The organism is Bacillus sp. FSL R9-9530 (assembly GCF_038008145.1).
In the GTDB taxonomy this organism is placed as follows: domain Bacteria; phylum Bacillota; class Bacilli; order Bacillales; family Bacillaceae_G; genus Bacillus_A; species Bacillus_A mycoides.
Map to the genome: position 1 here is coordinate 469,713 of NZ_JBBOYO010000001.1, position 12,701 is coordinate 482,413.

At 33.1% G+C, this 12,701-nt stretch carries 11 protein-coding genes and 1 pseudogene; 9 read left to right on the forward strand and 3 right to left on the reverse strand.

Annotated features, from left to right (window positions below; all coding sequences use genetic code 11):
- Positions 1 to 91: 91 nt before the first annotated feature.
- Together MKX66_RS02235 and MKX66_RS02240 are read right to left on the reverse strand one after the other, a co-directional pair.
- Positions 92 to 604, reverse strand: a complete 513-nt coding sequence (locus tag MKX66_RS02235; protein ID WP_002142635.1) for a DUF3916 domain-containing protein — start codon at positions 602 to 604, stop codon at positions 92 to 94.
- Positions 597 to 1,448 (reverse strand): LysR family transcriptional regulator, encoded by an 852-nt coding sequence (locus MKX66_RS02240; RefSeq protein WP_002033425.1) that lies wholly within the window; start codon positions 1,446 to 1,448, stop codon positions 597 to 599. The genes MKX66_RS02235 and MKX66_RS02240 overlap by 8 nt, the downstream gene beginning before the upstream one ends.
- A gap of 112 nt (positions 1,449 to 1,560) precedes the next feature.
- Here MKX66_RS02240 and MKX66_RS02245 point away from each other — a divergent pair, with 112 nt between their 5' ends.
- The gene (locus tag MKX66_RS02245) at positions 1,561 to 2,787 is read left to right on the forward strand and encodes an MFS transporter (RefSeq protein ID WP_215590023.1); all 1,227 of its coding nucleotides are present in this window, start codon (positions 1,561 to 1,563) and stop codon (positions 2,785 to 2,787) included.
- Positions 2,788 to 2,881: 94 nt separating this feature from the next.
- On the opposite strand, the pseudogene MKX66_RS02250 reads toward MKX66_RS02245, so the two are convergent.
- Positions 2,882 to 3,109: pseudogene (locus MKX66_RS02250) on the reverse strand (hypothetical protein).
- Between the two features lie 261 nt (positions 3,110 to 3,370).
- Here MKX66_RS02250 and MKX66_RS02255 point away from each other — a divergent pair.
- The 8 genes from MKX66_RS02255 (at position 3,371) to MKX66_RS02290 (ending at position 12,694) form a co-directional block, all read left to right on the forward strand.
- The gene (locus MKX66_RS02255) at positions 3,371 to 4,498 is read left to right on the forward strand and encodes a serine hydrolase domain-containing protein (RefSeq protein WP_215590022.1); all 1,128 of its coding nucleotides are present in this window, start codon (positions 3,371 to 3,373) and stop codon (positions 4,496 to 4,498) included.
- Between the two features lie 285 nt (positions 4,499 to 4,783).
- Positions 4,784 to 5,947, forward strand: a complete 1,164-nt coding sequence (locus tag MKX66_RS02260) for an agmatine deiminase family protein (protein WP_215590021.1) — start codon at positions 4,784 to 4,786, stop codon at positions 5,945 to 5,947.
- A 176-nt stretch (positions 5,948 to 6,123) separates the two neighbouring features.
- Positions 6,124 to 6,543: a phosphate-starvation-inducible protein PsiE gene (gene psiE, locus MKX66_RS02265; RefSeq protein WP_215587956.1), complete on the forward strand. Its 420-nt coding sequence runs from the start codon at positions 6,124 to 6,126 to the stop codon at positions 6,541 to 6,543.
- Positions 6,544 to 6,721: 178 nt separating this feature from the next.
- Positions 6,722 to 7,654 carry a bestrophin family protein gene (locus MKX66_RS02270; RefSeq protein ID WP_341085394.1) on the forward strand — a complete coding sequence of 311 codons (933 nt, stop codon included), beginning with the start codon at positions 6,722 to 6,724 and terminating at the stop codon, positions 7,652 to 7,654.
- 229 nt (positions 7,655 to 7,883) lie between these two features.
- Positions 7,884 to 8,861, forward strand: a complete 978-nt coding sequence (locus MKX66_RS02275) for an agmatine deiminase family protein (protein ID WP_002128426.1) — start codon at positions 7,884 to 7,886, stop codon at positions 8,859 to 8,861.
- A gap of 44 nt (positions 8,862 to 8,905) precedes the next feature.
- Positions 8,906 to 9,727 (forward strand): MerR family transcriptional regulator, encoded by an 822-nt coding sequence (locus MKX66_RS02280; protein WP_088039906.1) that lies wholly within the window; start codon positions 8,906 to 8,908, stop codon positions 9,725 to 9,727.
- 81 nt (positions 9,728 to 9,808) lie between these two features.
- Positions 9,809 to 11,551 carry an amidohydrolase gene (locus tag MKX66_RS02285; RefSeq protein ID WP_078185502.1) on the forward strand — a complete coding sequence of 581 codons (1,743 nt, stop codon included), beginning with the start codon at positions 9,809 to 9,811 and terminating at the stop codon, positions 11,549 to 11,551.
- 96 nt (positions 11,552 to 11,647) lie between these two features.
- Complete coding sequence (locus tag MKX66_RS02290) at positions 11,648 to 12,694, forward strand: agmatine deiminase family protein (RefSeq protein ID WP_341085395.1); 1,047 nt, start codon at positions 11,648 to 11,650, stop codon at positions 12,692 to 12,694.
- Positions 12,695 to 12,701 lie beyond the last annotated feature (7 nt).

Below are 12,701 nucleotides of genomic sequence, written 5' to 3' on the forward strand. Positions count from 1 at the left end.
GAAAACCTCCTATATAGTGAAATGTTAAATTCATCATATAGCGATGTTGTTTAGTGGAAAAAGGGAAGTTTTTCATTTGACAGTTCCCCTTTTATGATAACTCTCCTATAAACAAAAGTTCTCCTTCATCATAAAATCCATCTTCATCATGGATTATCTCTTGGAAATGCAATGTTTGGACACTGTTAGAAATTGATATTTTCCATTCATGCCCGAAGTCGGAAGCATTGGAGAGGGGAATCCATTTTTGAAATTCGTTATCTCTATTGAAAAAATTTTGAAAGTAGTCATCGTTTTTAAATATGATGATTTGTGAGTTCCATAAGCTTGCTATTTTGATCATAACAACGACTCGATATGTATTTGTATCGTTCGGTTTCATTGTCATTAATTGATTCGCTTGATTTAACAGGGTTTGAATGCACAATCGCTTTACTTTCCTAGGTGTTGTACTAGAATCGATAAAAGCTTGAGAGCCTGGTAAAGACATATGCCAGTATTCATCGTTATAGAAAGTAGACGGAAATGCTTTAGTAGAGTCTTCAATTCTTTTTATAAGAGTTTTTGTTTTTCGTTTCATTCCGCGTATTTTTTTTTCACGCATTGTTGATCATCTCCATAAATTTTTGCAAGGCAGCTGAGTGGAAAATATCTTTTCGAATAATAAAAGTAGTAGGAACCTTTCTAAAGTGATTTGGTAATGTATTTAAAGATAAACCATGTTCGTAATCTGGAATAATAGATTTCAGCATAATAGCCGTACCCATACCTGATTTTACACATGCAAGTATTGCTTCAATTGTTCCGAACTCTAGTATTCTTTTAGGTGAAATCCCTTCTTCTTGAAGCCAGTTTTCTAATAGTTTTCTGTAATAACAACCTTGACTAAAAGCGAGTAAATTCAGTTCTTCTATTGTTTTAAAGGAAGATAGAGGAGTCTTGCTAATGAGAACGAGTTCTTCTTCTCGAAATGAAAGTGTATGAAGTTCAGTATGCTGAATATTTCCAGCGATAAGAGCCCCGTCTAGTTTTCGCTCTAAAACGAGCTGAGTTAATTGGTCTGTCGTATTTGTTTCTAGAATCAATTCAACTTCTGGATACTTTTCATAATAGGTCGTTAATATAGGCGGGAGACGAACGGCTGTTGTCGATTCTGTACACCCGATTTTTAACGTGCCTTTTGGCTCGGTTCCGTTACTTTGGACAGCTTGAATGGATTGATCGATTAGATGGATGATTTGTTTTGCATATGTTAATAAAATTTCTCCGTTAGAAGTTAAAGTAACGCCTTTTCCATTTCGATAAAATAAAGGCACACCTAACTCAATTTCTAGTTGTTTTATACGCATCGTTACACCTGATTGTACATAGTTTAAGTTTTTAGCAGCATGAGATATATTTCCTACTGTCGCAACTTCGTAAAAAACCGTTAAATCTTTTATGTCCATTTATTATCACCCCGAAAAAGGTATCAATTTTTTTGATGGATTCTATTATTAACACTTATTTTACATGATATCAGAACCTTCATACAATGAAAGGGATATGGGGGAGATAACGTTGATAAGTGAAGAAAAAATTGAAAAGTACAGTAGTTCTAATAAATGGAGCATGTTAACTTTGGCAACGGTAGCACAGGCAAGTGCAACACTTATAACATATGGAGTAGGGGTACTCGCTTTATTTTGGAAACAGAAATATGTACTTTCGAATATGCAGGTTGGGTTGTTAATAAGTTCGGTAAATATTGGTCCGCTGTTTTGTATGCTTTTTGCCGGAAGGTTACTTGATCGATATAACGAAAGAATATTAATTGGAGCGAGCACTGTATTACTTGGCGGGGCGCTTTTACTTGCTCATATGGCAAGGGGCTTTATTGGGCTATTATTTGTCCTTCTTTTAATAGGAATTTTTTATAGCGTATCTCAGCCAGGGGGAAGTAAAGTAATCTTGAAATGGTTTCCGAAAGAAATGCGCGGATTAGCTATGGGAATACGGCAAGCTGGTATACCTATTGGCGGGGCATTAGCAGGAGTAACGATCCCTTTGCTTACAATTAAATTTAGTTTATCTTATACGATAAATGTTATTGCAACTATATGTATAATAGGCGGGTTATTGTTTTTCATATTTTATAAGGAATCGTACGTACGAGAACACACGAGCAAAGAAAATGTAAGTATTTCTTTGTGGATGCAGTTAAAAAAGGTAATATGTAAAAAAAAGCTGTATCCAATTTTTATTACAGGTATTTGCATGATTTCTTTACAAATGATATTAGTCGGACATTTTATAAAATTTTTAGTCATTGAAAAATCGATAACACCTATTGTAGCAGGGAAAGTATTTTCAGTTATGCTAGTTGCAGGAATGATTGGGCGAATTATATTAGCTACAATAAGTGATACATATTACAAAGGTGATCGTCGTACACCTTTATTAATAACTGTATGTATATCTTTTTGCTTAATTTTAGTTGTTGTAATGAGTATAAACACAATGAAACTTGAGGCATTGTTTGTGATGAGCGGACTGCTAGGGTTCTTTGCGATCGGTTGGTTTAGTCTTTTTATGGTTGAAGTTGCTGAGTCTGCAAGTGAGGAATTGGTAGGCCTAACAGTGAGTTTTGCGCTTACACTTAATCAAATTGCTATTATCTTTGCACCTGCTTTGTTTGGTTATATAGTAGATGGAAAAGGCTACACATATGCATGGATGGGGATAGCTGCATTACTAAGCGTTTCAGCAGTGAGTTTATGTAAAAGTAAACGAATATTAAAAATGTAAATCTTTTATGAAGAAAATCTAAAGAAATGTCGTGGGAGTGACATTTCTTTTTTAATATGTTGTATAATCAAGTTATAAATGAGATTCGTTTTCATTAACGCTCATTTCCTCTTTTGAAATTACCTGTAATTTTAGCCATAATAAGCTGTTTTTCTTTTTCGTTACTTGCCCGATTTATTTTGTTTAAAAATTTTTCAGCATCATTTCCTTTTAAAATCATAATCTGTTTTCCGTAATATTAAATTAAAGCTATATTGTTTTTTGTTACTCGATAATGAAACATCATATCATCTAAACGATTGCGCTTATCGGTCTTTTTCAAATTAACGCCTCCATTCTTGTTAATGTGTAACGAATGTTACATAAAAAATTTAAATTAAGGTTGGATGTATCCGATTGTAAGGTGGAAATTTTGTAAAAAAGAACTACAATAGAGAGTAGTTAAAATTTGAACGTTAGAAAAAGGAATCTAGTTTACTATGAGGAATAATAGAGTAGATAGATTATAAGATATTTAAAAACTAAAAGATATAGAATAGAATGGAAAAGTATAAAGTGAAACTAGATAAAAGAGGGTTCTCATATGTTTAAGAAATGGTTAATCGCTTTCTTTGTTTTTGCTATTTTTTGTGGGAGTGTCGCTGCACTCATACATGCAAATAAAGAAAAGAAATACAGTTTGAAGGCATTTTCAAATTTTGAGGATAAAGTTGGAAATGTTCAACCGAAAGTTGATGCGAATCAGCAAAAACGTTATGATATTGCAGCAACGAAACTCGATCAATATTTAAAAGATAAAGGATTTAACGGAACGGTTCTCGTAACGGATAAAAATAATGTGGTTTTACGAAAAGGCTACGGGTATGCGAATATAAAAGATAAAGTTTTAACAACGCCAAGAACAAAATATCGCATCGGTTCCATAACGAAAACAGTAGTTGCAATATCTATATTACAGCTAAGAGAAAAAGGGGAATTGAATATTGAAGACAATGTAAATAAGTATATTCCATCGTTTCCAGCAGATAAAAACATTACGTTACGAAATTTGTTAACACATACGTCCGGGTTGCCAGATCAGGGACAAGGTAGTGTTGATGCGGCATCACGTTTAAAGTTAGTAACGTGGATTGGAGCGCAAAAGTTGCAATTTCCTGCAGGGACAGGATGGAAATATACAGATTATAATTATATGGTACTTGCGTATATTGTAGAAAAGATATCGAATAAACCGCTTGCTGAATATGTGAAAGAAAACATTTTTACTCCTGTTGAAATGAATGAATCTGGTATGGGTGCAACTCTCCCTGAAGATATTTTCTTAGCAGAAGGTTACACGAAAAAAGATAATGAGTTAATAGCTGCACCCCGCTTAAAAATGAACTGGCTGTATGGTTGTGGTGAAATGTATACGACCGTTGAAGATATGAAAAGATTAGATGAGGCTATTATGGATGGAAAGCTGATTTCTAAACAAAGCTTATCAGATATGTTTACAGTATCACCTGCGAGAAAATATGGATTTAGCTTCTATATTTACCCAGATTATTATCATAACCACGGTGTATTAGCTGGCTGGAACACTTTTAATAATTTTAACTGGGATAAAAGAACGTTTGTAATATTATTCTCTAACGTACAAAATGGTATGAATGATACATTTAATCAAGAGTTTAGGAAATTAGCGAATGATTTAATAGAAGGAAAATAATTATTTAAAAATCGGTATTGATATAAAATTATCAATACCGATTTTTTTATTTAGTGAACAAGCATGTATAAGAGGGGATTAGTATTAGAATAAATTTATGAAGGAAGTTAAATGATATGGATGTTAAATATAGGAAGTGTATTTTGTGAATGTCATCTATTTGTATTGAAATTATGTGATTATCATGCGGAAGAATAATTGGTAATTTTTACATTGATGAAAAAGCTTGAGCTTCACACTATGTTAAGCCTTACAGTATTGTAGACATGAACAGGAGGTTGAAAAATGAAAAAAATAGTAAAGTTTTGTTTAATAGTTACATTATCTACAACGATTATTAGTGGATGTTCTTTTGAAGGGAATAATGAAAATGCCAAAGGGAAAGAGAAAGAGGATAAAAAAGTAGAGGTACAGAAAAACGCTGGAAAATATACGATGCCGGATGAAAAAGATAAACATGAAGGTACATGGCTACAATGGCCTCATGAATACACATATGGTCAAGAGTATAAACAAGAAGTTGAACCTATTTGGATTAAGATGGCAAGTGCTTTAACTGAGGGTGAAAAAGTCCACATTGTTGCATATGATGAGGAAGAGAAAGAGCGAATCAATAAGCTTTTAATAGATAAAGGGCTGAATATGGATAAAGTTGATTTCTTTATCGCTCCTACTGATGATGTGTGGGCAAGAGATAGTGGACCGATTTTTGTTTATGACAATAATAAAAATCTGAAAATATTAGATCCAGCATTTAATGGTTGGGGAAAGAAAACTCCATATAAAAATGATGCCCGTATACGTGAGAATGTTAGTAAACAATTAGGGATTGAAAGAATTGATTGGGGGAAATTTGTCCTTGAAGGTGGCGCAATTGAATTAGACAGCAATGGGACTGCTTTATTAACTCGAAGCGCAGTAACGAATAAAAATAGAAATCCTGATTTATCAGAAGCGGAAATTGAAAAATATATAAGTGACCTTGGGGTGACAAACTTTATTTGGTTAGATGGAGTGCCTAATTTAGATATTACTGATTTTCATATTGATGGATTTGCTAAATTCCATGATAAATCTACAATCGTAACGATGGCAGAAGATGACTTGGCTGAATGGGGCTTGTCAAACAAAGATATGGATAAATTGTTAGATGCAAAAAATGCTTCAGGACAGAAATATAAGTACGAATACTTACCGCTTAGTAAAGATAAAGTTACTTTAGAAGGTGGAAAAACTCTAGATTATAAGGGGTCGTATATCAATTATTATGTTGGGAATACAGTTATATTGGTGCCTAACTATAATGATCCAAATGACAAAATCGCAAACGATACGATTCAGAAATTATACCCGGATCGTAAAGTAGTGGGAATTGATGTGAGAGAGCTTTATAAAAATGGCGGAATGATCCATTGTGTGACACAGCAACAACCGATTCAATTGAAGTAATCGATTATAGTTTCGTTATGTTGCTTTATAGACAAAATAGGTGAAATGCTATCTTTACTTATTTTGTCTTGTTTTAACATCTGTAACAAGAATAGAATGTATAATTTCAATGTAACGATAATTAAATGAAGGTATATTGTCATTATTGTTTTATATGGAAAAGGAGAAAAATGTTTGTGGTAAAGAATTTAAAAAGAGTATTTTCGTTTTTCCCTATCGTTCTACAGTACATTATCAATGTAGCTTTGATCTGCTTGGGAATTGTTTTAAGTGTGTTTCTTATGAAAGAAGTCATTCAATTTATACAAGAACTTAAATTAAATAGTGAGGAATCTAGTTATCATTTAATTGATAGCATTGTCGTATTCTTTTTATATTTTGAATTCATCGTAATGATTATAAAGTATTTTCAAATGAACTTTCATTTTCCATTACGATATTTTATATATATAGGTATTACGGCTATTGTTCGTCTAATTATTATAGACCATGATAGTCCAATGGATTCATTGATATATGCTTGCGCGATTCTTGTATTAATTAGTGCTTTATTCATTGCAAATTCTAAAATAATGCGTCGTGATTTAGAAGAGTGAACGTTTGTTGTTTAAATCACAAAAGATGTTTTATCTTTTGGTAAAAAGGAGTAACAGTATTGAAAGAAATAATCTTAACCAGTTTTATAATAATAGGGTTTATGATTCTACTATTTAATTGTATACTTTCATAATTTAAAAGAATAAAAGGTTAATAAGGAAAGAGGTTTTTGTAAATATGGTTCATTACAATAATCAAAATAGTTTACATCAAATATTTACATTAAAGGGAACAGTTATAAGAGATATTTTCCCGCAAATTTTATTATATATATGTATTTCAACGATAGTAACTGTGATTAATTATTATTATGTAGAAATAAAAATTAATCAAACTCCTTGGGTAATTGTTGGAGGAGCTTTAGGTCTACTGTTAGTTTTTCGTACTAACACTGCCTATGATAGGTATTGGGAAGGTAGAAAGTTATTTGGCACGGTTGGTGCTTGTACTAGAAATTTGGCAGTTAGTTTTTTATGTTATTGGGAGTCTGAAGGGAAAAAGACGGATCAGGAAAAATTAAAATTTTTACATTTGTTAATTGCTTTTCCAAAGATAGCGAAAGGACATTTGAGAGACGAAAAAGATTTATCCGAAATAAAAGCATTGTTTGATATTTGTTCTGAGAAGGAAAAAGAAATGTTGGCTGAGTCTATTCATTTACCGATTAGTATAGTTTTTATGTTAAAAACTATACTATCAAAAGGTTTGAAAACGGGTCAAATTCACCCAAATACAATAATTAATATGGAAGCTGATTTGAAAACTATGCTTACGGCTGTGGGTGGATGTGATCGGATCAAAACAACGCCTATTCCTTTTGCATATTTTGCTCATATTAAAATTTTACTGCTCATATTTTGCGGGACTTTATCGATTGGTCTTGTTGATAGTCTTGGATGGTTTACAGTACTTGCAACTACGTTCATAAGTTTTGCATTTATAGGGATTGAAGCAATAGGGGTTGAAATTGAGGATCCATTTGGTCAGGATCCAAACGATCTTCCGCTAGAAGGGATTTGCATAGGGGTAGAAACACATTTAGTGAATTTATATAATCAAAACGCCCTGTTAGAAGTAATGGATTTGAATCTTGATAAAAAAATCATCTAATCCGTCATTGTGTACGGCGATTAAAATTTAAAAATCTTGTCAAGAGTCAGTTTATGGCTTAACGACGGCTTTATATTTTTTATATAAATATATAATATTTCTCCGTGCTATAATCCATTCATGAAATGTGCACGTTTCAAAAATTGTAATGAAAAGAGAAATGAATTGGGGAATAGTTAGCTTATTGAAAACAGTTATTCAATCATTATTAAAAAGCGAGGTAAGTAATATGGAACAAAAACATAGTGGCATTATTTTTACTGCAATACCAGATGAATCGAATGAATATTATCGACCATTTTATGAAGACATTATTTATTTTAATGAATACTTAAATGAAAATAAAGCATTTACCGATCAACTTATATCTTTATCTGTTGAAGAGCAAGACTTTCATACAAACTTTTTTGAGTATGATGATATTTGGCTAAGAGATGTTGCACCAGTTGTAACAAATCATCTAGTTAAATTCAAATATCAACCAAATTACTTACCGAAAGATCAAGGACGATATTTAGATCAACAATTTAATAAATGGTTGAAAAAAAACGACTTTGAATATGTGACATCTCCATTGATATTAGACGGTGGAAATCTTATTTGGAATAAAAAAGATACCGTTATATTAACGGAACGCATATTTGATGATAATTATGATTGGACGGAAGAAGAAATTATAGAGCAACTGGAATGGGATTTAGATGTGAGTCGGGTTATTATTATTCCTGCTGAAGAGGGAGATGTACTTGCACACGCAGACGGGATGGTTAAATTTATTGATGAACATACAATGTTTATTAGTGATTTTTTAGGGGATCATGAATTTAGATATAAGGTTCAAGAGATTATTCAAGAGCAAATGCCAGAGGCTGAATTTATAGTTGTTCCTTCGTCATATACAGAGAAGGGTCAATACGATGAAGAGATAGCGTCAGCAAAAGGTTTGTATATAAATATGTTAGAAACATGTGATACGCTTTACGTTCCTAAGTTTGGATTAGCTAAAGATGAGGAAGTTTTACGATATATTCAACAGCATACTGAGAAACAAGTTATTCAAAGTCATGTAGGAGAAATATCGACAATGGGAGGCGCGATGAATTGTTTAACGTGGTATTGTCCTAGTCATTTGTTACCTTCAAAAATGAAAAGGCTGAACGATCAGAATGAAGGTTCTTCAATCAGAAAAATATTTGATTGGTTTTAATAAATAAGCTTATATATAAGAAAATGTATTCAAGGGGTATTTATATGTATACAATTACTGAGTTTTCGCGGATTTGTAAAATGAGTACACGGATGCTAAGGCATTATGACAAAGAGGATATATTAAAACCAGCATATGTGAACCCGGAAAATGGGTATAGATATTATGAGCAAGGGCAGCTTGAAATAGCGCTGAAAATTAAAAAGCTAAGGGAGTATAAGTTTCCTTTACCGAAAATTAAAATAATTCTTCAATCATCAGATCAAGATTCATTTATTAAACATATGCAATCACAAATTATAGAGTTGTCTCATGAGGTGAAACAAAATTTACAGGTTATTTCAGAAATGAATGAAATGGTAAATATGAATCATGCTTTAAATACTGCTTGTCATAGAAATTACGATATATTTATTGGAATGAGAAATGAAATAACAGTAATTGCTCAAAGACTGCAAATAAATATAGATGATATGGATGATTATTTTTATGACTTATATGAAAAAGTACAAAAGCATAACTTACAAATGGTTGGTTCGCCCTCTACGGTCTTTTATGATGAAGAGTATATTCCAAATGAAAGTGATGTTGAATTAAGGATTCCGGTCATGCATGGGAACAATAAAGATGTAGTACAAGAATATGAAATAAAAAAATTAAATCCACATCAAATCGTTACTACTATGCATTATGGAAGTTATGACTATATAGGCTACGCTTATATTGCGTTAGAAAAATGGATTGAAAGAAATGGTTATGTAATAGATGGTTCACCATATGAGGTCTACATAAAGGGACCTGAATGTGATTGTTTAGTAGAGGAGTATGTGACACAAATTTGTTTTTTAGTTATGAAAATAGACTGAGAATAAGGATTGACATTAACATTATGTCAATCCTTATTCTATTTATGTAAGTAATTCATCATAATAAAAAGGAGAAAGAATATGAAAAGAACAATCATGATTATTTGTCTGATTCTAAGTATGACATGGGTTTCAGCGTGTACTCCTGGAGTAGGAGAAGGGGAGAATGGTAGCTTCGTTCTACCAAATCAGTTGCCAAAAAATGTAGTGTTTAAAAATGGTACAATCTATACTTCAAATGACAAGCAAGACATTGTAGAGGCTGTAGCCGTTAAAGAAGGGAAAATTACATTTGTTGGTTCAAACAAAGATGTAGAAGGATTTATAAATGAAGATACGAAAGTGGTGGATTTACAAGGGCGTTTTATTCTTCCTGGTTTTGTGGACAATCACAATCATATATTTGAGGCGAAATCACCAGCAGCAGGGAATTGTAGTGTCTCGCCAGATGCTGCGCTGCAAGAACAACGCTCGTATTTAAAGGCTTGTAAAAAAGATGTGAAAGATGGCGAATGGATAAGCGGAACAGGATTTAGTTTGGAAGAGCTGTTAAAAGATATGGACGAAAAATCAGAACAACAAACGCCATTACAAGTTCTTGATGAGTTATTTCCTAATAACCCTGTATTAATTATGGAAAGAACTTCTCATTCTGTATGGGTTAACTCAAAAGCATTGGAATCAGCAGGAATAAATAAAGAGACGAAAGATCCGCAAGGCGGAAGAATCATCCGGGATCCAGAAACAGGAGAACCTTTCGGGCTTCTGTATGATACAGCAGGGGATATCGTGATGGAAAAAGCATGGAATTCCCAGCCCAATCTCTTTGAAAAAAATTATGAAGGTTTGTTAGACGGTTTAGATGAGGTTGCGAAGAATGGTATTACTACAGTCGGCGATGGACGTCTTTATTGGAAACGAGGCTGGTTAGATGTTTGGAATAAAGTTAATGATGAGAAAAAGTTAACGTCGCGAGTAGTACTTCGTCCGTGGGTATATCCGAACTTAAATGAAGCAGAGCAAATGGAGTATTTCAAAAAAATTAAGCGTGATGATGTATCATCTAGAATGCTTATTAATCAAGTGAAGATGTATAGTGATGGAATTAGCATTAACAGCACAGCTAAAATACTAGAAAAATATAAATTTGAGTGGTTTAAAGGAACACCGTACGGTTTGAACTATATTCCAGAAGAAAAAATGAAGTGGTGGTTGAGTGAACTCAATAAAATTGGTTACGGTGCACTCATCCACACAATTGGAGATGGCGGAGTAAGAGAAAGTTTAAATGCAATTGAAGCAGCGAAAAAAGAAGGGGCGAATCAACCTTATACGCTTACACATGTGGAAATGGTAGAAGATAGTGATATAAATCGTTTTGCTAAGTTAGGTATTAGCGCTGATTTCCAAGTAGGTCATGATTTTGCAGAAGATCCTAAACAAAGCTGGGCAAGTGCGTATTTTACAAATCAACAGATGAAACGAATTATGCCGTTAGGACGCATTTGGAAAACAGGAGCAAACGTATCACTTAGTAGTGATTGGGATGTAAATGAACTAAATCCACTTGTGACGATTTCGAATGCACTAAGTATTGATGAAAAGGGCTTGTCTGATGTATACGCAGCTATTGATGCATATACAATTAAGCCCGCCAAAGCATTAGGTCTTGATAATATTACTGGTTCAATTGAAGTAGGTAAATCAGCCGATATGGTATTACTAAATGAAGATATTACTAAAATGAGTGCCGATAAGATTCCGAATGCGAAAGTTTTAGTGACGGTTTTACAAGGAGAAGTAGTGTATCACAAGGGAAAATAAAGAATCGGTTTATGAAGTAGTTAATATATTTCTGTTGACCTTAACATGATGTCAAAGTTTAGACTGAACTTACATTCGAAGAAGGGGTGAACACGTATGAGAAATATAGAAAATAGTTTGTTTTATATGCCTGCTGAGTGGGAAAATCATGAGGGGACATGGCTCCAATGGCCTCATGATAAGGCTCATAGAGGCGAAGGTTACAGATCTAAGCTAGATGATATTTGGGTAACGATGGCAAAGGAGCTTCATTACGGAGAGAATGTGCATATTGTTGTATTTGATGAGGAAGAAAAAGTACATGTACAATCGAAGTTAACTGAAGCGAATGTAGATATGGATAAAATTGATTTTTTAATTGAAGAAACGGATGATGTTTGGATAAGAGATAATGGACCGATCTTTGTAAAAGATAAGGAAGGCAATCTCTGTTTAACACACTGGGTATTTAATGGTTGGGGGGATAAATATCCGTATGAAAATGATGCTATTATTCCGGAAAAAATAAGTGGAATGTATAGCATTCCAAAAGTTAAATCTAGTGTCTGTATAGAAGGTGGAGGAATAGAGATAAATGGAAATGGCACCTTAATGGCGGCAAAAACTTCTATTATAAATGAAAATCGAAATCCCACACTAAATCAGGAAGAGATTGAAATAGAGTTAACGAAGTATTTGGGAGTAACGAATTTTATATGGATAACTGGTATTCGCGGAGAGGATAATTATGATGAAGATACAGATTACCATATTGATGGGGCAGCGCGTTTTGTAAATGAAAATACAATTCTTTATGAATATGATCCTTTTGGGGAGAGTGAATCCTACCTTTTGGAGGCGTACGAAAAGCATTATCAAGAATTGAGACAAGCGAGAAATATAGATGGAAATCCATTTCAGCTCATACCAGTACCGGTGACAAGAAAAGTGGTAAAAGAAGCAGACTGTAAGGGCTCGTATTTGAACTTTTATATTGGAAATGAAGTTGTATTAGTTCCTATATATGGTGATGAACATGATAAGTTAGGACTTCAAATCATTGAAGGGCAGTTTCCAGGAAGAAGAATTGTCGGTGTTTATGTAAATGAACTGTTTGCGTATGGTGGTATGATTCACTGTGTGACACAGCAACATTTAGCATAAAGTAACC

What these genes read in the sequence shown, in the direction of transcription:
- MKX66_RS02235 (WP_002142635.1), bottom strand. Translation starts at nt 604, where the DNA reads ATGCGTGAAAAAAAAATACGCGGAATGAAACGAAAAACAAAAACTCTT.
- MKX66_RS02240 (WP_002033425.1), bottom strand. Translation starts at nt 1,448, where the DNA reads ATGGACATAAAAGATTTAACGGTTTTTTACGAAGTTGCGACAGTAGGA.
- MKX66_RS02270 (WP_341085394.1), top strand. Translation starts at nt 6,722, where the DNA reads ATGGTTCATTACAATAATCAAAATAGTTTACATCAAATATTTACATTA.
- MKX66_RS02285 (WP_078185502.1), top strand. Translation starts at nt 9,809, where the DNA reads ATGAAAAGAACAATCATGATTATTTGTCTGATTCTAAGTATGACATGG.
- MKX66_RS02275 (WP_002128426.1), top strand. Translation starts at nt 7,884, where the DNA reads ATGGAACAAAAACATAGTGGCATTATTTTTACTGCAATACCAGATGAA.
- MKX66_RS02290 (WP_341085395.1), top strand. Translation starts at nt 11,648, where the DNA reads ATGAGAAATATAGAAAATAGTTTGTTTTATATGCCTGCTGAGTGGGAA.
- MKX66_RS02260 (WP_215590021.1), top strand. Translation starts at nt 4,784, where the DNA reads ATGAAAAAAATAGTAAAGTTTTGTTTAATAGTTACATTATCTACAACG.
- MKX66_RS02255 (WP_215590022.1), top strand. Translation starts at nt 3,371, where the DNA reads ATGTTTAAGAAATGGTTAATCGCTTTCTTTGTTTTTGCTATTTTTTGT.
- MKX66_RS02280 (WP_088039906.1), top strand. Translation starts at nt 8,906, where the DNA reads ATGTATACAATTACTGAGTTTTCGCGGATTTGTAAAATGAGTACACGG.